Origin of the sequence: uncultured Amphritea sp. (assembly GCF_937127095.1) — a bacterium.
Lineage (GTDB): Bacteria > Pseudomonadota > Gammaproteobacteria > Pseudomonadales > Balneatricaceae > Amphritea.
On the sequence record NZ_CAKZLP010000007.1, the window covers coordinates 1 to 24,005 of the forward strand.

Annotated in this window: 15 protein-coding genes; 2 read left to right on the forward strand and 13 right to left on the reverse strand. The window is 50.7% G+C overall.

Annotated elements, in window-relative coordinates; translation table 11 throughout:
• The first annotated feature begins 3 nt into the window (after positions 1-3).
• A complete protein-coding gene (gene fusA, locus Q0499_RS01070; RefSeq protein WP_299195080.1) occupies positions 4-2,091 on the forward strand; it encodes an elongation factor G in 2,088 nt (695 codons plus the stop codon).
• 102 nt (positions 2,092-2,193) lie between these two features.
• Here fusA and Q0499_RS01075 read toward each other — a convergent pair whose 3' ends face one another.
• Both Q0499_RS01075 and cydD read right to left on the reverse strand, forming a co-directional pair.
• Entirely contained in the window at positions 2,194-3,813 is a 1,620-nt protein-coding gene (locus tag Q0499_RS01075) for an ATP-binding cassette domain-containing protein (protein WP_299195015.1), read from the reverse strand.
• Entirely contained in the window at positions 3,806-5,578 is a 1,773-nt protein-coding gene (gene cydD / locus Q0499_RS01080; RefSeq protein ID WP_299195018.1) for a thiol reductant ABC exporter subunit CydD, read from the reverse strand. The genes Q0499_RS01075 and cydD overlap by 8 nt, the downstream gene beginning before the upstream one ends.
• Positions 5,579-5,675: 97 nt before the next feature.
• Between cydD and Q0499_RS01085 the strand changes: the two genes are divergently transcribed.
• The gene (locus Q0499_RS01085) at positions 5,676-6,992 is read left to right on the forward strand and encodes a sigma-54-dependent Fis family transcriptional regulator (RefSeq protein WP_299195021.1); all 1,317 of its coding nucleotides are present in this window, start codon (positions 5,676-5,678) and stop codon (positions 6,990-6,992) included.
• 32 nt (positions 6,993-7,024) lie between these two features.
• On the opposite strand, the gene cydX is transcribed toward Q0499_RS01085, so the two are convergent.
• The 11 genes from cydX to Q0499_RS01140 all read right to left on the reverse strand — a co-directional run bounded on the left by cydX (position 7,025) and on the right by Q0499_RS01140 (position 23,910).
• Entirely contained in the window at positions 7,025-7,123 is a 99-nt protein-coding gene (cydX, locus tag Q0499_RS01090; protein WP_299195023.1) for a cytochrome bd-I oxidase subunit CydX, read from the reverse strand.
• Between the two features lie 75 nt (positions 7,124-7,198).
• A complete protein-coding gene (cydB, locus tag Q0499_RS01095; protein WP_299195026.1) occupies positions 7,199-8,335 on the reverse strand; it encodes a cytochrome d ubiquinol oxidase subunit II in 1,137 nt (378 codons plus the stop codon).
• Positions 8,328-9,896 (reverse strand): cytochrome ubiquinol oxidase subunit I, encoded by a 1,569-nt coding sequence (locus tag Q0499_RS01100; protein ID WP_299195029.1) that lies wholly within the window; start codon positions 9,894-9,896, stop codon positions 8,328-8,330. The genes cydB and Q0499_RS01100 overlap by 8 nt, the downstream gene beginning before the upstream one ends.
• Positions 9,897-10,374: 478 nt before the next feature.
• On the reverse strand, positions 10,375-12,453 hold the full coding sequence (locus tag Q0499_RS01105; RefSeq protein ID WP_299195032.1) for an EAL domain-containing protein: 2,079 nt from the start codon (positions 12,451-12,453) through the stop codon (positions 10,375-10,377).
• A gap of 8 nt (positions 12,454-12,461) precedes the next feature.
• Positions 12,462-13,043, reverse strand: a complete 582-nt coding sequence (locus tag Q0499_RS01110; RefSeq protein WP_299195035.1) for a YfiR family protein — start codon at positions 13,041-13,043, stop codon at positions 12,462-12,464.
• On the reverse strand, positions 13,040-15,013 hold the full coding sequence (locus Q0499_RS01115) for a TonB-dependent receptor (protein WP_299195037.1): 1,974 nt from the start codon (positions 15,011-15,013) through the stop codon (positions 13,040-13,042). Before Q0499_RS01115 ends, Q0499_RS01110 begins: the two co-directional genes overlap by 4 nt.
• Before the next feature lie 223 nt (positions 15,014-15,236).
• A complete protein-coding gene (locus Q0499_RS01120; protein WP_299195040.1) occupies positions 15,237-17,456 on the reverse strand; it encodes an EAL domain-containing protein in 2,220 nt (739 codons plus the stop codon).
• Positions 17,457-17,515: 59 nt separating this feature from the next.
• Complete coding sequence (locus tag Q0499_RS01125) at positions 17,516-18,346, reverse strand: PAS domain-containing protein (protein ID WP_299195043.1); 831 nt, start codon at positions 18,344-18,346, stop codon at positions 17,516-17,518.
• Between the two features lie 271 nt (positions 18,347-18,617).
• Positions 18,618-21,248, reverse strand: a complete 2,631-nt coding sequence (locus Q0499_RS01130; RefSeq protein ID WP_299195046.1) for a PAS domain S-box protein — start codon at positions 21,246-21,248, stop codon at positions 18,618-18,620.
• 232 nt (positions 21,249-21,480) lie between these two features.
• Positions 21,481-22,056 carry a response regulator gene (locus Q0499_RS01135; protein ID WP_299195049.1) on the reverse strand — a complete coding sequence of 192 codons (576 nt, stop codon included), beginning with the start codon at positions 22,054-22,056 and terminating at the stop codon, positions 21,481-21,483.
• A gap of 246 nt (positions 22,057-22,302) precedes the next feature.
• Positions 22,303-23,910, reverse strand: a complete 1,608-nt coding sequence (locus Q0499_RS01140; RefSeq protein ID WP_299195052.1) for an NAD(P)/FAD-dependent oxidoreductase — start codon at positions 23,908-23,910, stop codon at positions 22,303-22,305.
• Positions 23,911-24,005: the final 95 nt, after the last annotated feature.

The following is a 24,005-nucleotide window of genomic DNA, read 5'->3' on the forward strand; positions in this document are numbered from 1 at the left end:
GTTATGACAGACCTCTCTAAATACAGAAACATAGGTATCTTTGCCCACGTTGACGCGGGTAAAACTACCACCACGGAACGTATCCTGAAGCTGACCGGTAAAATTCACAAAACCGGTGAAGTACACGACGGCGAATCCACTACTGACTTCATGGAACAGGAAGCTGAGCGTGGTATTACCATTCAGTCTGCTGCTGTTACCTGTGAATGGGCAGGCCACCGCCTGAACGTTATTGACACCCCTGGACACGTTGACTTCACCGTTGAAGTTTATCGTTCCCTGAAAGTACTTGATGGCGGCATCGGCGTATTCTGTGGTTCAGGCGGCGTTGAGCCACAGTCTGAAACCAACTGGCGTTACGCGAACGACTCAGAAGTTTCGCGTATCATCTTCGTGAACAAGCTGGACCGTCTGGGTGCAGACTTCTACCGCGTTGTTGAGCAGGTGAAGAAAGTACTGGGCGCCAAGCCACTGGTTATGGTTCTGCCAATCGGTACTGAAGACGAGTTTGTTGGTGTTGTTGATCTGCTGACTCAGAAAGCTTACGTATGGGACGACACTGGCCTGCCAGAAAACTTCGAAGTGCAGGACATCCCAGCGGACATGGCTGATGATGTAGAAATGTACCGTCAGGAGCTGATCGAAACTGCTCTTGAAATGGACGAAGATCTGCTGATGGAATACCTCGAAGAAGGCACTGAGCCATCTATCGATGACCTGAAGCGCTGCATCCGCGAAGGTACCCGCACTCTGGCGTTCTTCCCTACTTACTGTGGTTCTGCATTTAAGAACAAGGGTGTTCAGCTGGTTCTGGACGCAGTTGTTGATTATCTGCCAAGCCCAACAGAAGTTGATCCACAGGATCTGACCGATGAAGAAGGTAACCCGACTGGCGAGAAAGCCATCGTATCTGCTGACGAGCCATTCCGTGCTCTGGCATTCAAGATCATGGACGACCGTTTCGGCGCCCTGACCTTTATCCGTATCTACTCAGGTAAGATCAATAAAGGTGACACCATACTGAACTCTGCAACCGGCAAGACTGAGCGTATTGGTCGCATGGTTGAGATGCAGGCAGACGACAAGAGCGAACTGACCTCTGCACAGGCCGGTGACATCATCGCCGTCGTAGGTATGAAGAACGTTCAGACCGGTCACACCCTGTGTGATCCTAAGCACGAATGTACTCTGGAAGCCATGGTGTTCCCAGATCCGGTTATCTCTATCGCAGTTAAGCCGAAAGACAAAGGCGCTGTTGATAAGATGGGTATCGCGATCGGTAAGCTGGTTGCTGAAGATCCATCATTCCAGGTTGAAACCGACGAAGATTCTGGTGAGACCATCCTGAAAGGTATGGGCGAGCTGCACCTGGATATCAAGGTCGACATTCTGAAGCGTACTTACGGTGTTGAACTGATCGTAGGTCAGCCACAGGTTGCTTACCGTGAGACTATCACTCAGGCGCTTGAAGACAGCTACACTCACAAGAAACAGTCTGGTGGTTCAGGTCAGTACGGTAAGATCGATTACCGCATTAAGCCGGGCGAGCAGAACACTGGCTTCAAGTTCACTTCAGTTGTTGTGGGCGGTAACGTACCTAAGGAATTCTTCCCGGCTATCGAGAAGGGCTTCAAGAGCATGATGGATACCGGTCCGCTGGCTGGCTTCCCTGTACTGGACGTTGAGATCGAGCTGTACGACGGTGGTTACCACGCGGTTGACTCCTCTGCGATTGCATTTGAGATCGCTGCTAAAGGTGCTTTCCGTCAGTCCATGCCTAAAGCGGGTCCACAGCTGCTGGAACCGATCATGAAGGTTGACGTGTTCACCCCTGAAGATCACGTAGGTGATGTTATCGGTGACCTTAACCGTCGTCGTGGCATGATCTCTGGTCAGGAAGCTGCGGGTTCAGGCGTTCGTATTAAAGCTGACGTGCCGCTGTCTGAGATGTTCGGTTATATCGGACACCTGCGTACTATGACCTCTGGTCGTGGTCAGTTCTCTATGGAGTTCGCACACTACTCAGCGTGCCCTGCGTCTGTATCTGACAAAGTTATTGCTGAAGAGAAAGAGCGTAAAGCGAACAAGTAATTGTTGCGCTGACGCCACAAAAAAAGGCCCGCAAATGCGGGCCTTTTTTGTTTGTGTAACGCACGCCTGATGCGGGCTTTTTGTTGTCTGGATAAATAGAAACTACAGCACCAGCCGTATATCTGGGGTAGTCATCAGCGCGGTATCATGGCTGCTGATAATAATTATGTGACCAGACCAGTGTTGTCTGAGCCGTTGCAGAATTCGCTGGCTGCGTTCGGTATCAATGCCTGCCGTGGGTTCATCCAGTAGCAGCACCTTGCGGTCCTGCAGGATCAGGCGTGCCAGTCCCAGTCGTTTCACCTCCCCGCCGGATGGCAGGTGCGCGCCTTTGCCAAGCCAGCTGTCCAGTTGCTCCGGTAGCCCGCTGGCCCAGTGATCCAATTCGACCATTTTCAGCGTCTCCCAGAGGACAGCGTCACTGTATGGCTGATGCAGGCAGAGATTAAAGCGCAGGCTGCCCTGTAACAGGCTGATCTGTTGTGGCATCAGGCCGATCTGATTTGCCTCGATGCCTGAGAAGGTTATCCGGCCCTGTTGCGACTGCAACTGTCCGGCTAGCAGCTGCATCAGGGTGGTTTTACCCTGGCCGCTGGGGGTGGTCAGCCAGTACCAGTTAGTTTCAGTCAGTTCAGTGTTGAGCGCGGCTATCGTCGCTTCTTGCCGCGTGGGGTAGCGGTAACTGAGATTTTCCACAGTGATCATTGTTTGCGGGCTGGCCGGATCAATGAAGCGTCGCTGATCAGGTTGCGGTTCGGCAGGGCTTAATTGTCCGATACGTTGCAGTGCCTGGTAACCCAGTGCGAAAGCTGCCAGAGCACTACTGCCGGTGGTCAGCACCTCCTGTAGTCCCAGTGTCAGCAGTAACAGCATAAACACCAGTGCGCCTTCCAGCTGCCCCGTTGCGAGACCCTCAAGTCCCTGCCACAGCACCAGCAGCAGCATCGATGCCTGCACCAGTTGATTCAGTGCGTGGACGCTCTGACGGGCGTTACTGGCCCGTTGTTCGGTCTGGTCGGCGATAGCGGCGCTGTGGCACAGTTTATCGCTCTGTGGCGTCAGCCGGTCAAACAGAATCAGCGTACGCAGGTTGCTGAACAGGGAGTGGGCATCACTCCACTGCTGGCTGCGTTGCTGGTGCAGGGTGTTCTGTGGTTGCAACACCCGGCGCAAATAGAGCGCTGGCAGCAGCACGACTGAGGTCAACAATGGCAGTAACAGCCACAGGGCTAACTGGGGTAGAAACAGTGTCACCGTCGCCAGATACAGCAACGCGCTAAGCAGCATCACCAGGCCGGGCACCAGGGCAGAGAGATACAACGACTCAGCATGGCGTATATCGTCCAGCAGGCGGCTGCTGGCTTCATGGCTATTGAGGGGTTGCTCTTGCCAGTTATGGCGTGTCAGTGTGCCGAACATGTCGCTGCGCAGGTGAGATATCACCCGAAAAGTGGCTTCATGGGTTGCCAGTCGCTCGCCGTAACGGCCAAAGGTGCGCGCGATGGATAACCCCCTGACGATGGCACCCGGAGCAAAGTAGTTAAACCCATGGGCGCTGGCCAGCGACAAACCAGCCAGCGCAGTGGCGCTGATAAACCAGCCGGATACCGCCAGCAGTGCGATACCGGACAGTGCGGTGATGGTTGCCAGAAGAAGACCCAGTGTGGCCATCCCCCGTTGTTGCCAGAGCAGCTGAAAATAGCGTTTTACCAGTTCAGGCATGGGCGCTCTCCGAAGTCGTTAAGCTGTCGAGACAGATCACCCGGTCAAACTGCTCCGCTTCATCCCGGTGGCTGCTGATCAGCACGATGCCGCCCGCCGCCGAGAAACGCTTCAGGCTCTCCATAAACTGCTGCGCGGTGTCATGGTCAAGGTTGGCGGTGGGTTCATCCAGTAGTAGCAGTTCAGGTTTATGCAGGAACACCCGGGCCAGGGCGATACGCTGTGCCTGCCCCCCTGACAGAAAACCGCCGCTGTCGCTGATGTGATAATCAAGCTGTCCGGGTAGCGCCCTGACCAGATCATCCGCGCGGGCCTGTTGCAGTGCGTCGAACAGCTCTGTATCGGTGAACTCCCGTCCCAGACAGAGGTTATTGCGCAGCGTGTCGAACAGCAGCTCTGGCTGCTGAGTCATATAGCCCACTTTTTGCTGCCAGCTGCGATTGTTATAAAGGTTGATACCGATCTCATTCAGCAATATCAGCCCACTGATGGCTGGCAGCACGCCCGCCAACGTATCCAGCAGGGTGCTTTTACCCGCCCCCGAGGGGCCTTTTAGGAGTACATTCTCACCCCGCTTCAGGGTGAAGCTATAGGGCTTGCCGACAGGCGTTTCACCATAGCCAGTCTGCAGTTGTTGCAGGCTGATCTGCTGCAGCGGATTGTGTTCAGACAGCGGCGTCTGATCGGTCGCAGCGGAGCCTGTTGGAGGCTTAAGCTGTATCAGTCTGAGCAGATGATCGGCAACGCTGCTGGCGTCAGCACGGGCGTGATAGAGCGCGCCCAGACGGCGTAGCGGCAGGTAAAATTCCGGTGCCAGCATTAGCAGGAAGATACCGTGAGTCAGGGTGAGCTGCTCCTGCCACATACCAATCTGGTATTTATCGAGATAGAGCAGGCCCAGGTACACCGCCACCATAGCGATACTGATGGCGCTGAAAAACTCCAGTAGAGTGCCCGACAGGAACGCCAGGCGCAGCACCTGCATGGTGGAGTGGCGAAACTGTTCCGATTGGCGGAACAGGTTGTGCTGTTCCTCAGAGCAGCTGTTCGCCAGTTGCAGCGCAGAGATCCCTTTGATGCGGTCAGACAGCAGATTGCCCAGCCGCGTCAGCTCGGTCAGGTTGCGTTTACTGGCGGCGGCAGCCTTGTGCCCGACGATGATCATAAACAGCGGCACCAGCGGTGCTGTGAGCGCCAGCAGCAGGGGAACCAGCCAGCCGCTCCAGAGACAGGCCGCGATAATCATCAGAGGTGCCAGCATCGCCAGCCGCTGCTGCGGTAAAAACTCGGCAAAATAATCCCGGGTGCTATCGATCTCTCCGCTGAGCAGGTTACTCAGCTCTGCACTGCTGAACTGCTGCTCTAAACTCAGCTGCAAGCCTGCGCAATGGGTCAGGACGATTGATCTCAACTGGTTGCGCACCCTTATGCTGGCTCGATCTGCCAGTCGCGTCTGCCACAGGGGTAGCAGCGCCCGTAGCACCAGTAACGCAGCCAGTAGCAGCCACCATGAGCCGTGCTGCCAGAGGTCTGACTGGTTGATGATGCTTGGCTGAAACAGAGTGGGTGCGTTAACTGATCCGCTATACACGGCGCTATTGATCAGCAGTGCGATCAGTCCGGTGATGGCAATGGTGATGGCGGTCTGTAACGCGCCGGTCAGGGTCAGCCAGAGATTTTCGCGGCGGCTGATCTTGCCCGCCTGACGCAGCAGTTGCTGGCCGTTAATACACTGCTGCAGTGTCGAAATGTTGATCTGGCTCATCAATGACGGCCTCTGCCGGTAAGGAGCTGGTAATATTTTCTGCTACTTGACACTATTGACACACTTTAGACATAAGTGACGGAAAAGAAGCAAGGCTATGACAAAAATAAGCTGGTTAAGGACCATGCGCAATGTGCTGGAAAGCTATGCTGATCCTGCGGTTTTGATTGATGCTGATTATAACGTGGTTGCCACCAACAACAGTTACGATTTTCGCTTTGGCGGGCTGAATGGTCGTCGCTCGGCGAAATGTTTCTTTCTTTCTCATGGTTATCAGCGCCCCTGTGATCTTGAAGGTGAAACCTGTCCGATGCAGGAAGCCCGTGACAGCGGTCACCGGGCCAGTGTGCTGCATATTCATAATACGCCACAGGGCAAAGAGCATGTGGGTATTGATACGATCCCGATCAGTGACGAAGAGGAACACCCCTATTTTATTGAGGTGATGAAGCCGATTCGGGAGGTCAGCGCCGAACCGATTGCCAATAAAATGATTGGTCGTAGCAAGCCCTTTAACGAGTTGGTTAATCTGATTCAGCGGGTTGGCAGAACCGACATCAATGTGCTGTTGATGGGGTCTTCCGGGGCTGGTAAAGAGCTGGCTGCGCAGGCGATTCATTCTGCCAGTCCGCGGGCTAGTAAGCCCTTTGTTACCGTGGAATGTTCCGGCCTTACCGACAGTCTGTTTGAGAGTGAGTTGTTTGGCCACATGAAAGGCGCTTTTACCGGTGCGATCAACTCCCGCACTGGTCTGGTTCAGTCGGCCCACGGTGGCACGCTGTTTCTTGATGAGGTGGGCGATGTGCCGCTGCATCTGCAGGTCAAACTGCTGCGCCTGATCGAAACCAAAACTTTCCGTCCGGTGGGTGATAGTAAGGCGGTCGCGGCTGATTTTCGCCTGATCTGCGCTACTCACAAAAACCTGCCCGCCATGGTTGAGCGGGGCGAGTTCCGGGTTGATCTGTTTCATCGCATCAGTACCTTCCCTATTCGCTTGCCGTCACTGGCTGAGCGTCGTGATGACCTGCCGTTACTGGTGGAGAGCATTCTCTTGCGTATCGAAGATAAAACGCCATTGCAGCTCACCGACGAGGCGTTGCAGCTGCTGGCTCAGCAATCGTTCCAGGGTAACGTGCGGGAACTGAAAAATATTCTCGAGCGCGCGGCCGTGTTGCGTCATGATGATCTGATCGGGGTTGATGTTATCCAGCGCAGTCTTGATCTGATGCCTGTTTCTGCCATGAGTGATGAACCTGCCGATGGCTTGCGCCAACTGGCAGAGCAGGGACTTAGTCTGGATCAGGTTGAGCAGCGTTATCTTAAGGCGCTGATGCATACCTGTCCGGATAAAGGCCGCGCTGCTGAGATAGCGGGGTGTAGCCTGCGTACTCTGTACCGCAAGCTGGAACAGTGATTGACTGCTCCAGCTCCGCATCTGTCCGATTTTTATTCGGCGTCATCCATCTGGTTTTCCAGCCACATGGCATTGATAATGCCGAAGCTGCAAGCCAGAAGAACCCCGAGTATCCATGCGAAATACCACATATTATTCTCCTAAGTCTTTAAAGCATTGGTAGTGGTCTGACTCGTTAAATAGTCAGGCACGCTTATAGTCATAACTTAATAGTTAGACACATTATTCTGTTCAATAAAATCGGGCTCGATTCGACGCCACATCTTCACATAACACCAGATGGTGTACAGCAGAATGATGGGGACGAAAATTACCGCAACCCAGAGCATGATCTCCAGCGTCAGTTTACTGGATGTCGCATCCCATAGGGTCAGGCTGCTAGCCATATCAGTAGAGGATGGCATGACAAACGGGAACAGGGTGACCCCTGCCAACAGAATGATACTGCTGATACCCAAACTACTGGTTAAAAACGCCAGACCATAGCGACCGGCCCAGGCTAGCAGGCTGGTCAGCAGCGGCAGAGCCACCGCCGCTAGCGGCAGCAACCAGAGCTGCGGATAGAGGGCAAAATTACCAAACCAGTCAGCGCTCTGCTCCACGGTTTTGTTCAGCGGATTGGAGCTGGCATCGGTAATCACATGACTGCTGATGCTATAGCCAGGAATGCTGCTGTAGAGCCACAGTCCCGCAACCACTAACAGGACGCTGAGCAACAGACCGGAAAAGCCTGCCGTGCTGCGGCTGCGCTGCTGAACTTCACCGCCCGCCCGCATCTGCAGCCAGACGGCTCCATGCAGTACCAGCATCATTACGCTGACCAGGCCGCAGACAATCGCGAATGGGTTTAGCAGCGCCCAGAACGAACCGGTGTAGGTCGAACGGGTCAGTTCATCAAAACTGAAGGGCAGGCCCTGAAACAGGTTGCCGAAGGCCACACCAAACACCAGAGCCGGGACAAAAGATCCCAGGCAAAGGGCCAGGTCCCAGTTATACCGCCAGCGTTTGCCCGGCATTTTACTGCGGTATTCAAAGCCGATCGGACGGAAGAACAGGGCAAACAGTACCAAGAGCATGGCCCAGTACAGGCCTGAGAACGCGGTGGCATAGACCAGCGGCCAGGCGGCAAAAATGGCGCCCCCTGCGGTGATCAGCCAGACCTGATTACCATCCCAGTGAGGCCCTATGGTGTTGATAATAACCCGTCGTTCAGTATCATTTTTGCCCAGTAGGGGCAGCAGCATTGCCACGCCCAGGTCAAAGCCATCGGTAATAGCAAAACCAATTAGCAGGACGCCCACCAGTAACCACCAGACCAGGCGCAAAGTTTCATAATCAAACATGCTGAGTTTCTCCTAGTGCTTCATAGTGATAACGGCCAGTTTCCAGGGCGCTGGGGCCTTTACGGATATATTTGACCATCAGGAAAATTTCGATCAGGAGGAACGAAGTATAGAGTGCGGCAAAACCGGCAATGCTCATCCATAGATCGGTTTCGCTCAGTGTCGAGGTGGCCACATAGGTTGGCAGAATCTCACCAATCGCCCAGGGTTGACGACCAAATTCAGCAATAAACCAGCCGGTTTCCACGGCAATCCAGGGCAGTGGCAGACAGAGTACCGACAGCTTAAGTAACCACCTGGTCTTGTACTCGCGGCGGCGCGCGGTGTAATAGAATGCAGCGGCAAAGGTGAACAGCATGATGACGCCGGTGGCTACCATGATACGGAAGGTCCAGAACATGGGGGCTACCGAAGGAATGGTGTCACGTGCAGCAGCCTTGATCTGCGCTTCAGTGGCATCACTGACATTAGGCGTAAAGCGGGTTAGCAGCAAACCGTATCCGAGATCGTCGCTCACTGCACTGAAGGCTTCCCGGTTAGCCGGCGTATCATTGCCCTTGCGCAGTTGCTGCAACAGGTCGTAGGCGATCATACCGTTACGGATGCGGACTTCGTTCATCGCGATAAGGTCTTTAATGCCAGTAACCTCTTCATCCACCGAACGGGTGGCGATCAGGCCCAGTACCCACGGAATGCGCACGGCATAGTCGGTGACTTGCTGCTCCTGATCGGGCAGGCCGATAAGTGTAAATGCCGCTGGGGCTGGGTGGGTGTCCCACTCGGCTTCAATGGCTGCCAGTTTTACTTTCTGCACATCACCGATCTCATAACCGCTTTCGTCGCCGAGCAGAATAACTGACAGTACTGACGCCAGGCCGAACGCGGAGGCGATAGCGAAAGAGCGGCGGGCAAAGCCGACATCCCGGTTACGTAGGAGGTAGAGCGCACTGATAGAGAGAACAAACATGGCGCCGGTGACATAGCCAGCGGAAACGGTATGGACAAACTTAACTTGTGCCACCGGGTTGAGGATAACATCGGCAAAGCTGTCCATCTCCATGCGCATGGTTTCGAAGTTAAAGTAAGCCCCAACCGGGTTTTGCATCCAGCCGTTAGCGATCAGAATCCACAGTGCGGAGAAGTTTGAGCCGATGGCGACCAGCCAGGTGACACTCAGGTGCTGCACCCGGGTGAGCCGGTCCCAGCCGAAGAAAAACAGGCCGACAAAGGTCGATTCGAGAAAGAACGCCATCAACCCTTCAATCGCCAGCGGCGCCCCGAATATATCGCCCACGTAATGGGAGTAATAGGCCCAGTTGGTGCCGAACTGAAATTCCATGGTGAGTCCGGTGGTGACTCCGAGCGCAAAGTTGATACCAAACAACTTGCCCCAGAAGCGGGTCATATCTTTATAGACCTGTTTGCCGGTCATCACATAGACAGATTCCATGATCGCCAGCATAAAAGACAGCCCCAGTGTCAGGGGCACAAACAGAAAGTGATACATCGCGGTCAGGGCAAATTGCCACCGCGATAGCTCGACAACCGTTTCAGAAACCATAGTTCAAATACCTTCATTGATTCGGCACAAGCCGAAGAGAGCAACAAACGTGCAGAGCACAGCGTAATGGCTTGTAGACAAAAGCTATAATGTCAATTTAGCACAGACTGTACCAATCATGTAAAAAAAACTAACCTATTGTTTTATATGTTTTTATTGTGAGGGCTTCTCTTTCTTTAAGAGAACTTTTCTAGTAATTTATGACATTATGGCGCAAAAAATGACAAAAATAGCTGTGGCATATGGTCACAGGTCGCATTAAGACAAAATTGTCGCGCAATCTGAACTAAAAACGCTGATATGGAAGTCGGCTGACGCGTGAGGGGATGCATATTCATTGCCATAAATAAGCAGTGCGACAATATGTAGCGGGGCTTTAGTTTAGGCGCGGCTTGGTCAGCTAAGGGATGCTAGGGTTTCGATGATTATGTCAAAAAATTTGACATTTTTGTCTAGAAACCTTGTAGATTATATGGATTTAAATGGCTAGTGTTTTGTCTTGCTTCTCCATCAGCTGGATAAGCTTTTCCAGTGGTATAGGCGGACTGAACAGATAGCCCTGTACCTGATCGCAGTTATATCGTTCGACAAAGGCCAGCTGTTGCTCTGTTTCAACCCCTTCCGCAACGACTTTCAGGTTAAGGTTATGGGCCATATCGATGATGGTTTTCACGATCACTTCATCATCGTGGTCGCTACCGATATCGCGAATGAATGAGCGGTCGATCTTCAGCGTATTCAGCGGCAGGCGTTTCAGGCGACTGAGCGATGAGTATGCGATGCCGAAGTCATCAATGGATATCTCCACCCCGAGACTACGAATCTGGTTGAGTTGCTCAAGCAGTGACTCATTCTCGGTGGCCATAAAGGTCTCGGTGATCTCCAGCTCCAGAGCGGTCCCCGGAAAACCGGTCTTTGTGAGTATTTCGGCAATCCGTTTGTAGAGGTCCCGGCGAATGAAGTGTGCTGGTGAGAAGTTAACCGAAAGCTGAATGTGATCGCCAAACTGCTCGCGGACTGTGAGTATATCCTGACAGGCTTTCTTGATAACCCACTGATCGACCAGGCCGATCAGCCCCTGATCCTCAGCCAGCGGGATAAATTCGTCCGGAGGGATTGCACCCTCCTGATCGTCGAACCAGCGAATTAGCGCCTCTACACCGACAATCGCTCTGCGACGTGTACACCATTTTGGCTGATAGTAGACTTGAAAAAGTTGTTCATCGATTGCGTGTCTGAGCTTTTGTGCCAGGAAAATACGCCGTTCAGAACGAATATTCATCTCCTGGGCAAAAAAGCTGAACTGATTACGCCCGGCGGCTTTGGAGCAATACATCGCGGTATCAGCGTGTTTAATAAGGGTTGTTGCGTCACGGCCATCGGTTGGATAGATACTGATGCCAATACTGGTGGTGACCTGCAGGTTAAACTCACGAATCTCAATTGGGTCCTGGATCGCCTGGATCAGTTTAGCCGCGATATCCGCTGCGTGATCCTGAGAGGTATTGACCGCCAGAACGGCAAACTCATCCCCGCCGAGTCGGGCCAGGGTGTCACTGCTGCGCAGGCATTTGCTCAGTCTGGATGAGATCTCTATCAACAGCTGATCACCCATATCATGACCCAGTGTGTCATTGATATCTTTAAAACGGTCGAGATCAAGGAACATAATGGTCAGTTGCTCGTTGCGCCGTTCAGCATAATTGATCGCTGTGCTGAGGTTATTATCGTAAGTGGCGCGGTTGGGCAGGCCAGTCAGACTGTCATGGAAAGCCTGGTGTTCCAGTTGTTTTGTCAACAGGAGCAACTCGGCGGTGCGATCTTTTACTTTCTCTTCCAATAGCTGGCGAGCTTGCTCAAGTTCATTATCCCGTGCCTGAATCTGACCAATCATCTGGTTGAAGTCGGTCGCCAGACTGCCGATCTCATCTTTTGACCGGTTGCGTACCCGTAACTGATAGTTGCGGGTACGGGTTATTTTTCGTGCAGTACTTGCCAGCTCAGAGATCGGCTGGGTAATGATTCGTTGTGCAACACTTGAGAGCAGCAGGGCAACAACCAGTGACAGCAGAAACACCACAAACGCGATACCCATCTGATCTATCTGTCGCGCTTTAAGGCTGCTGAGGTCAGAGAGTAGCAGGGTATAACCGATGATATCGTTATCGATGGTTATCGGGCGTATCACATAGAGCGCATTATCAATCTCACCTTCGCTGTTGCTGGGCAGGACAGGTATTGGGACGTTATCGGGCGAGTATTTTGCAAACAGCTGCTTGTCGGCATCATAGAGCACCGCCATGACAATATTCTGGACATTATTCAGTGATGTAAGGGTTATCCGGGCGGACTCCGCATCGCCAAAGGTGAGTGCGGCAATGGAGTTTGTACTGATTATATCCGCTTGAGAGCGAAGCGTTTCGGTAACCTGAACTTTCGAATCAAACCAGTCATGCAGGGCAAAACCGGTGGTGGCCAGCGCCAGTACCGTACTGCTTATCAGCAGTAGCAGCGACATCAGTTTGCGCCGCAGCGGGAGGTGTTTAAAGATGGACATCTGTTTTATTACCTCCTGATCCGGGCTAATTTGAGGAGTTCGGAACTGATGGTTAGTCCGTTACGGGTGACTTCGGGAAGGTAGATGTCGAGTCCTATACGTGAACCCTGGCGGATAAGGTTAACTGCCGCCCGGGAATCCGATGGCCCGACAGCGTCGCTTTCTGTCAGATCCGCTATGGTTAAAACAGGCAATGGGCCATGGTGAGCCTGGTCTTCAGCGAAAATACTGAGCTGATTCAGCGGGATGAACAGCATAGCACACTGGTCAGTCTTAGCTAATGAGCCAATCAGCTTATCGTCGACTTTTCTGTGCTGTACCTGTTTGCCTAGAATCGACTGAATGGCCGGGTGGAGGCTGTTTTCCCGATAGTGACAGATCGTTAGAAAATCCGGGTTTTCAGATAGGGCCTCTTCCGGCCAGCGAACGAACTTCGCGATATTAAACAAAATCGCTGCTTTCACCTGCTGTAACTTGTGTTCATGGGACTCGGCCCTGAGGTTGAGCGGAAACAGACAGACAAACAGGAGCAACAGCGCTGCTGTATGCCGGAGGTGAAAGAGTAAAAAACTGTGCAGAGTCTGAATCATAGAAAGTCGTGATTCCATTGCAGCCGGAACCAGAGCTCTCTTTCACTGCGCTCATTGTTGTACTGTTTGCCAAAGTCAGCGGCAGGGTCCATCACCCGCTTATCAAATAGATTATCAATACCAAATGAGTAATCCAGCTGCCGGGTCAGTTTGCCAGAGCCAAACAGGTTGACGGTGGTAAATGAATCGGCGGCATCATCATAACTGTTGGTATCAGTACGGCTGCTGTTATAGATCAGGCTGGCACCGAGCAGATGTTCGGGCGTTAACTGGTAATCGGTTTGCAGGCTACCGGTCCAGGCTGCCAGGTAGGGCAGTGATCCTTCATCTGAGTCGTTTTCAATATAACTGATGCCCAGCCGGGAGTGGAGTTTTTGTATCGGCCGCAGGTTTAATAACAACTCCGCCCCGCGAATGCGATAAACAAGATTGCTATTGGCAAAGTATTCATCGGTACTGACCAGACCCGGAGTCGGTACTTCCTGAATAAAATCATCTATCTGGCTTCTGAACAGATTGATATTCATGCTGGCCTCATCCCACTGGTACAGATAACCCAGTTCGGTCATCGCTATCCGCTCCGCATCCACCTGAGGTGGCTGGAAACTGGTCCCCTCCAGTACTTTCAGGTATTCCCTGAATCCCGGGGTGCGAATTGCGGTGCCATGCTGCAACTTCCAGGTTTGCTGATTATCCGGTGTATAAACCAGAGCAGTCCGATGGTTAAAATAACCGCCAAACTGTTCAAAGTAATCATAGCGCCCGCCAATGGTCAGGCTCAGATCCGGACGCAGCTGCCAGATGTCCTGAATAAATGCCGCATAGTCATTGTTGGTTATGCCCGGCTCAGAGAGCAGGTTTCCGGTTTCGGGGGGCGATAGAAAACCGCTGGAATAATGGTAATTGCGGGTATAGTCACTCCGTTCGGCTTTCTCATAGCTCCAGCTGATACCGCCTGCCAGGGTGTGCTCCTGAAGCTGCTTGAGCAGGGTTAGCGAGGCCCCGGCCATAATGCCGTTCTGATGCTCCTCATAGCCTGACGACTGTGTCTTCTGCTCCAGCTCATATTCCCGGGTATTATCTTTCTGATAGTAGAATGTACTTTCCAGCTGTCCCTCCTGGATAGACCCCACCTCATAATGCGCCGACAGGCTCAGATAATCACTGTCGATATAAGCATCCTGAGTTGAAGGGATGAAGAGAAAGGGTGTTTCACTGTGGTTGTAATCCAGTTGCAGTGTCAGTCGTGGCAGCGGCTGCGCTTTAATATGGATATTGCTGTAGTCTTCATCCAGTGGCTGAAGTGAGTCACTTCCGATGAAGCTCTTCCGGTCAGAACGGAAGGGTGCGTCCTGCTGCAGATGGCTGGCAAATAGCTGCAAGTTTTCACTGTTATAGAGTGCAGTGCCTTTAGCTCTCTGATTGACTCCCGCTTCGATTCCCGCTTCCAGCTGTTCAGTCTCGCTGAAACTGCGGGTAGTCACTGAGATGATGCCGGCAAAAGCGTTGGCGCCATAGAGGCTCGACGCGGGGCCGAGAATAACCTCAACCGTTTCAATGTACTCCAGTGGCAGGTTATCCCCGAGACTGAAATGGTTGTAGTAGAGCTGGCGAACCCGAACGCCGTCAACCATCAGCACCATCTTATCGTTGGAGCGGTCCAGCACGCCTCTGGCCCAGATTGAGCGGTGCCGTTTACGGTACTGATTAAGCTGCAGACCCGGTACGAACTGTAAAAGATCATCCAGTCGACGCACACCATAACGGTTAAAATCATCACGGCTGAAGGTGTACACCGTGCCCGGCGCTTTGTTGACCTGAGTCGGCACCAATGAGGCCGAGGTGAATACATCCATCGCCACCAGCTCTTTCAGTGATAAATTACTGAAATCCTGCTCGGCAGCCCGTGCGCTGGTGGAAGTAAAGAATACTGAGTACATAAGCAGTGGTATGACACTGTTTCTCGACATGTGATTTTCCGGAGCAGGAGGCCTGTTTTAAACGATGGCAATATTATTTAAACGTGCTTGTATTGAGAGACTCCGTTCTCTTGCAGCTGCAATGCCCTCCCATGATACAGAAAACCAAACAGGGGAGAAGGGTTCCGTTACTAAAGGCTATAGAAATAGTCTGTCTGCAGACAGATTACAATTGGCAATCAGGTCTGTTTATATCATTCAGTATGATAAGACCTCACTCCTGACAGTAATCCGTGAGTAGTTCGATGATCTGATTTGCAGGCATTGGTTTGTAGAAGTAGTAACCCTGGAAGCTCGTACAGCCGATCTGTAGCAGTTGGTTTAACTGCTCTTCGGTTTCGACGCCTTCGACGACACAATCGATTTCCAGTACTTTACTCATAGCGACAATTGCCTCAATAATTGCTTTATTTCGTTCAGAGGAGATCAGGTCCTGAACAAATGAACGATCAATTTTGATTTCATCGATATCAAGGTCTTTCAGATAGCTAAGGGATGAATAACCGGTGCCAAAATCGTCCAGAGAGATCTGAAACCCCATCTCTTTCAAGAGTGCGATATTGCGAATCGACTGTTCTATATCAGACATCAGCACATCTTCCGTAATCTCCAGTTTGATATTGGAGGGGGAGATACTCTGAGCATCGGTCACCTGTTTGAGCGTTGTGACTAAGTTAACATCCTGAAGCTGTGATGCGGACAGATTTACAGACAACCCAAACGCCGGATAAATGGCCCTGATGGTTTTGAATTTTTTCAGTGCAACATGGTAGATCAACTCACTGAGATCATTGATTAATCCGGTCTCTTCTGCAACCTGAATAAACTTTTGAGGAGGTACTTGTCCAAGAACTGGGTCATGCCAGCGAGCCAGTGCTTCAAGACCGCAAATGGTTGACCCTTGGCAAACCTGCGGCTGGAAATGAACATCAATCTGGTTTTCTTTGATAGCAACCCGCAGACGGTTTTCGATCTCCATGCTTTCCAGTAATACTTCATGATGAGCAGGTGAGAATATTTCAAAACGGTTTTTACCCCGTTTCTTTGACTGGAACATTGCAATGTCGGCATTACGGATCAGTTCAGCGGAGCTATGCGCGTCATCGCCATAGATGCTGACCCCCATGCTGGCGGTTATGCTGAGTTCACGGCCATTGATCAGAAAGGGCCGTTTCAGTGATTTCAGGTGCTTTTTACAGAATGTATCGATCCCTATGTGGCTGTCGGAGACCTCAATCGCCATAATGAATTCGTCACCGCCCCAACGGGCAATCGTATCCTCTTCTCGACAGGTTTCCTTTATTCGATTGGCAATGGCAACAAGAAGCTGGTCGCCTATGTGATGGCCCAGGGTATCATTGATCCGCTTAAAACCGTCAATGTCGAAGAATATAACGCAGAGCTGCTTTTCATTATTATTCGTTACCAGGCGCTGCAGGTGTTCGTTAAACAGCGTGCGGTTTGCCAGCGATGTCAGGCCATCGTAGTAGGCCAGTGTACGCAGCTTCTCTTTAACCCGTTCCTGGGCAGTGAACTCCGAGAACATGCCGATGTAGTGTGTGCTTTTGCCCTGCTCATCTTTCAGGGCAGAGATGGAGAGCCATTCCAGATAAATATCGCCATTGCGTTTGCGATTCCAAATCTCTCCTTGCCAGGAGCCTTCATTTTCCATTATCTGGTACATCTGTTTATAGAAATCGGCTCCCTGTTTTCCTGAGCTGAGGATAGAGGGGAAATGCCCGAGAACTTCCTGGGTGTTGTATCCTGTGACCTGCTCGAAAGCTGGATTAGTATACTGAATTCGCTTGTCCGGGCCGGTAACCATTACACCGATAGGGGTGCTTTCGATAATTTTTTCAGAAATAGAGAGCCTGTCCTGCTCCTCCAGTTGTTGGGTTATATCGCGGCCCGAGAGGAATAGGTGGTTATTCGAACGGTGCAGTTGCCACTCCAGGCATATCAGCGGTGCGCCATCGGCCTGAATTCGCTGTAGTAGGGTCGGACTTTGCTGATCACTGTTTTGCTCCAGTTGGTTAAACAGTTGCTCTATTTGTTGCTGTATAGATGGTAATCCCTGCAACGTTGATATCTGTCTGAATGCATCGTTGGAATGATGGATGACCCTGTGCGAATCAAGTTCCGCAATGGCATAGGGCAGCTTGTTCAGCAGCTGAACATGTCGGGCATGATGTTTTTTTAGTTTCAGGCCGACCATATAGAGACGCCGGGTCTGACGTAGTTCAAACAGTAGCAAACCAATGGCGGTAAACAACAAGCCGAGAATAATGTCAGCCAGGTGTAGCGCATCAACTCCAGAGTACCGTTGTAAATACAGTGCTATGAGTTGAGAGGGCTGAACTTGCACCGAGATAAGCGATACGATGATCAGTATGCCGCTAATAATTGCCAGCCGGTGAATTCTTATCTGTTTCATATGAGATTCCTTTCGCTGCTTATTGCGGCAGAGCAATTGTCATATCCATTAATTTCTCTTTATTCATACTGTCTGGCCCAGAACTGAGATGACAGTTCGGAGAAGCTCTGAGAAACGGATAACATCTGCGCGCTGGTTACCGCAGTTTGTTCAACCGCTACAGCGATCTGGGTATTCATATTGCATATCAGTTCGACTGTGTTGTAGATTGCATTCAGCGTTATTACCGTTACCTCATTCTGGCTAACACAGGTAGTTGTTTTGATCTGCCAGGCCTGCTGCGATAACCGGTTTAGCGGAGTGAAGAAGAAGCAGATAAGCGCAGTAGAGATGAGTAGCGCGGTGAAAAAAATGATAAGCAGCGTTGACGGTAGTTCGAGAAAAATGCTGCCTGCAACGAAAGCAAAAAAAATTGGAAGATAGAGACTCAGCAGGGTTCGGGTTAGTAATGATGGTGTTTTTATAATTTGTCGGGGTTTTTTCCCCTGCATCAGGCTGGGATAGATCTTCTTAGCGCGCTCCACATACTGCGGGTCAGGCTTGCGGCGGACTGATTGGTATTCAGCTCTCTGTCCATTCCGCTCTACGGGTGTCACATAAGCATCCACCCAGTAGTGATCACCGTTTTTGCTGCGATTTTTTACGATCCCCATCCAGGATTCGCCGGTTTTCACTGTAGACCAGAGGTCGCTGAACGCTGCTGGAGGCATATCAGGATGACGGACCGTATTATGATTTTTGCCAACTAACTCGCTAACTTCAAAGCCGCTTAGCTGAATAAAATCTCGGTTTACGTAGGTGATAGCGCCTTTGGCATCTGTAGTCGAAAGAATATTGAGAGCGCTGTCATATGGCACTTCATAATCACTAACCGGAAGGTTCTTTCTCATCAATATCCTCTATGTTTGTTTTTAGTATGAGAGCTATTGCTATAGTGTTCAGGTCAAAAACCGTACAAATAGTATGCAAATCAATATAACTAAAGGCCTAATTGATATCTACTATATTTTATCAAATTTATCATATTATGATCTGGGTTAATGTTACTTATCTGTGTATAGGTTATGGCTTGAGTCTATGAAGCTTGCCTTTTAGTTGCTATCGGGTGCTTGATACTACAAGAATTTGAAATTTATTATCAAATTTCTGTTGTATCAAATATTAAAGTTTGTTTCTGTACAGCCCGATGATTATCGGGTTCGGGAGCAGCAGGAAGCTCAAACCAGAGATTGCTCCTTCGCCTGGCTGACTACTCACACTGACTTCGCCTCCCATTAGTTCGACCAGCTCCTGGCTGATTGTCAGTCCTATACCTGAGCCCTCTACTTTCGCGGAGGTTTGATCCAGACGCTGGAACGGGATGAACAATTTATCAATTAATGCTGCGGGAATACCGGGGCCGTTATCGATGAATTCAACCTTTATGCGACCGTTATCTGATTCGAAGGCGTTGATCGTTACCTCCTCATCCGGCGGTGAGTAGATAATCGCGTTGGTAAGCAGGTTCAGGATCACCTGCTTCAGACGTAGTCGATCTGTGAATACTATACAGTCCTGAATATTGTCAGAGAGTAACCTGATCTGACGTGCCTGTGTCATAGGTCGAAGCAGCGCTTCACATTCAGCGATAACATGATTTAGCGATACCTGCTCCATATGCAGACGTATCTGGCCCGATTCGATTTTAGAGAGATCGAGAAGGTCGTTGATGAGTTGCAGCAGGTGACTGCCAGCCCTGAATATCTCCCTGGCATCCTGTTGCAATGCAGACGCTAACTCTGGATCTTGCAGCAGCAGTTGTGCAAATCCGAGTATAGAGTTCATGGGGGTACGCAGCTCATGACTCATCCGCGTTATGAATTCTGACTTGGCCCGGTTAGCTTGCTCAGCCGTCGCTTTTGCCTGTGTTAACTCCTGTTGGTTCTGTAACTCCTGGGTGATATCGGTGAATGTTACGTACAGGTGGGTAATTGTGCCTGACTCATCTTGAATAGGGCCTGCCAGATTCAGTGCAATGAACTCAGAGCCATCTTTACGTCGCCTTGTTGTCGTGCCTTTCCAGTTCTGCTTTTCTCTGAGGAGCTTGTCCACCAGTTGTGTGGCTATTGTATAGTTACTACTAACCAGATCTCTGCAATCCAGGCCAATGACCTCTGCAGCACAGTACCCCATCACGCGTGTATAAGCAGGATTAATGAATACTATTTTGCCCCGGGAGTCCGCTATCGCTATGCAGTTGTCGCTGGAGTTAAACATCTGGCGGAACAGACTGAGGCTGCCGGAAATCATTTTTTCAGCTATTTTCTGTGCATTTATATCTTCCAACACCCCCTGAATGTGGACTGGTTGGTCATCCTTATCATATATCGTCAGACCTTTAGCACTGAACCAGCGCTTTGAACCATCAGGAGCGGCTATTCTGAGCTCTGTTTCGAACTGAGTCCGCTTTTTCATAGAGGTTATCAGCGCACCTTTTACCCTCTTTCGATCATCGGGGTGAATCATTGATAGCAGTTGATCAGCGTTTAACGGGGCGTTGGCCTCTTTGAATCCAAGTACTCTTACAGCATGCATTGACCAGCAAATATTCTGGTTCTTTACATCCATAACCCAGGGAACCAGTTGAGCCTGGCCCTGTATATTTGACACCAACTGATCGAACTCATGCAGCAGTGATCGACTTTGTTGCAGAGATGATATATCTGAGCCAATGCAGATATATGATGTGACTTTACCGCTACTGTTTCTGAGAGGAAGCATGCGGGAGCAGACCCAGTAAAGCTGTCCGGATTTATTTCGGTTACAGAACACTCCATGCCAGACTTCGCCATTTTTTATCGTCTGCCACAGCTTTTTATAAAAGCTGATTGAGTGGTGGCCCGATTTTAAAATACGATGGGTCTGGCCGATCAGGTCGTGCTGAGAATAGCCACTGATGCTGCAGAAGTTTTTATTGGTGTATATGATTCTTCCTGCACGGTCAGTGGTGCTGATGATGGCGTGCTGACCAAGAACCCGGGTTAATCGTTGAATTGAATTTAAATACGGGCTGTTCTGTGCGTCGCTCCGTTGTTCTGTTATATCCTGCTGGAATTGCTTTAGTATGTCTGGCAACAGTGTTTCTGCCAGGTCGTTGGGAATCATTGCGTAAGTATCGGGTAGAGACAGCGGGTCCTGAGCCGCTGACGTCTCAGTCAGGTATATGACCGGCAGAGCTGCAAAGCCCTGTTGTGATTTAAGTATTCTGACCTGATTAACACCAAACCTATCTATGGCGAGTATCAGGTCAGCTGCTATCTGGTCTGGAGAAACAGTGGTGCTATTTCGGTTAATCGAAATACTGCTTATATTCTGTTTTTGCAGAAGGCTCTCAAATCGGCTGGTTGTCTGTTTTGCTTCTGCAAGCAGGAGTACCACTGCCTGGTCTGACTCTGATACAGGCTGGTAACGGGTCAGCAGCCTGAGGAGTGGTTGCTCAAGTTCGGGGGGAAGTAGATGGTTTATGCCGGATTCTAACCAGTGCAGCACTGTATCATTGTTAACCCCCACGTCATTGATGCCAATCCATTGCCAACACTTCCCGGCTGCCTGAGTCAGCTGTTTTTTTTCCGACTTCGAAAGCGTCTCAAGCCAGAGAATGCTGGTTATGATAATAGAGGTGTCGAGCGATGCAGGAAGCTGGCTCAGGTCTGTACAGCACAGTAATCTGATGTCGGGACGAAGTGCTCTGATATAGCTGTACTCAGGTGGACTATGGAAGGTACCAACGAACAGCAATTGAGCATGTTTCATAATTATGACCTGACTCCAGCTTTGATAATTCAGACCATCATTTAATGATTGATAGTGTAAGAATAGAATAATGGTTATCGATTTATTATCAATTCTTTATCAAATATTTCTATATCTCAATCTGAGAACGTATTTAATTGATACCAGGGTGTGTCAGATGAGTAGAGAAACCCGTTCTGGTGTGACGCATTGATGAGGTGAAATTGATATGGGGCTTGTTAGGGGGGATGGGCTATTGTATCTGTGTAAGATAATTCGCCAGGAGGTCGATATTCAAGGGTTTGTGAAACACCTTGGCAACATAGGGTGGGATTGGCGACAGGCTTTTCAGTTCTTCTGAATCGTAAGCTGTGGTTATGATCAGAATGGGTTTTTCGTTACCGAGTTGCTGATGGATCGCTTGAATCATTTGCAATCCGTTCATATTCGGCATATCCAGATCGGCAAGCAGTATATCGGGCGGGTTTTTGCCTACGCGGATTAGTGCTTCAAAGCCATCCTCGGCTTCAGTAATCTCAGCATCTGGAAAAACGCTGAGGATAATCCGGGTTAACAGGCGTGAATCCGCTTTGCTGTCATCGACAATCAGGAACTTCTTAATCGCTTTGCCGGGTGAGGGTTCTGTACTTAATACGTCGGGTGTAGGGTCGGAGTTATGCAGTGCATGAACCGACTTTCTTGATAAGCGTCGATGACCGCCGGATGTTTTCCAGGATTCTATCCGTCCAGCTTCTCCCCATAATTGTACCGTGCGAATACACACACCTAGAACTTTGGCAGCCTGTCCAGTCGTATAATATTTTGTCATAGGCTGCCCTATTTTATTTGCTACTACCGCACATGAAACAACATACCATATTCGGACACAAACGGAATAAAAAACTGATGCCTGAGTTAAGTTGTTAATTGTAAGTTAAATATGGATTAATAAAATCCGCAAATGGTAGTTGATAATTGTTATGTACCTGGGTTTTATTTAGTCATCTGTTCAGGGATCATAACTATCAATAGTCCGGATTTACTTTTCGAACCACTCTTATTGAGGAGCAGAGCTTTAGTTCTGCTGTTTATTAATACTCATGGCAATCGCTTCAGCGATCTTAATACCGTCGATTGCCGCTGACATAATGCCACCTGCGTAACCGGCACCCTCACCGGCCGGGAATAAGCCTTTGGTGTTGATGCTTTGCATCGTATGGTCACGTTTGATGGAAACAGGTGATGATGTGCGGGTTTCCACGCCGGTGAGCAGGGCGTCATCCTTGGCAAAGCCTTTGATCTTCTTATTAAATTCCGGGATCGCTTCACGAATCGCTTCGATGCAGAAGTCCGGCAGGGCTTTAGACAGGTCGGTGAGTTTAATGCCCGGCTTAAATGAGGGTTGTACGCTGCCGAGTTTCTCTGAGGCCGAGCCTTTCAGAAAGTCGCCGACTTTCTGTGCCGGGGCGTCGTAGTTCTCGCCGCCCATCAGGTAGGCGTTGCTTTCTAACTGGCGCTGCAGGTCTATCCCAGCCAGCGGGTTGCCGGGGTAATCTGATGGGTCGATGCCCACCACGATAGCGCTGTTGGCGTTGCGTTCCTGACGGGAGTACTGGCTCATGCCGTTGGTGACCACCCGGCCCTCTTCCGATGATGCCGCTACCACTGTACCGCCGGGGCACATGCAGAAGCTATAGACCGAACGACCACTTTTGCAGTGGTGTACCAGTTTATAATCCGCGGCACCGAGAATCGGGTGTCCGGCATTTTTGCCGAAACGGGCCTTATCGATCAGTGACTGTTCATGTTCTATGCGAAAGCCCACCGAGAACGGTTTGGCTTCCATATACACACCTTTGTCGAACAGCATCTGGAAGGTATCCCGGGCGCTATGGCCGATCGCCAGGGCGACATGCTTTGAGCGGATCGTTTCGCCGCTGGACAGGGTGATACCGGTGACCTGGCCCTCCTCAATATGCAGATCATCAACTCGGGCGCTAAAGCGGATCTCGCCGCCCAGTTCGATAATCTTAGCGCGCATCTTTTCCACCATCGACACCAGACGGAAGGTGCCGATATGGGGTTTGCTGACGTACATGATCTCTTCCGGTGCGCCGGCGGTAACAAACTCAGTCAGTACTTTACGGCCATAATGGTTCGGGTCTTTGATCTGCGTCCAGAGTTTGCCATCGGAAAAGGTGCCTGCGCCGCCCTCACCAAACTGCACATTGGATTCGGTATTCAGTTTTTTCTGCCGCCAGAAACCAAAGGTGTCTTTAGTCCGTTGGCGCACCTCTTTACCCCGTTCGATAATCAGCGGCTTATAGCCCATCTGTGCCAGTACCAGACCGGCGAGGATACCGCAGGGGCCAAAACCGATCACCAGCGGGCGCTCCTGCAGATCGGCCGGAGCCTGAGCAACAAACTTGTACTCCATATCCGGGGTTGGGCGAATCGACTGATTACCCACATGCTTTTGCAGCAGCTGTTCGTTAATAGTGGTGTCGACATCGAGGGTATAGATCAGAAAGATGGTGTTCTTTTTCCGTGCATCGTAACCCCGGCGGCATATGTTAACCGCCGTTAACTGCTCAGCGGTAATGCCGAGAGTGGTTAAAATAGCATCGGTGAGCGCCTGATCATCATGATCAAGTGGCAGTTTAATATTAGAAACACGTATCATCTGAAAAATCCGGAGTTAGGCGAGCTGGAAAAACAGCTCTGGCGTTACTTGGTTATAGTAAAGCCGGCATTTTACTGTATTTCTGAAGCGGATGC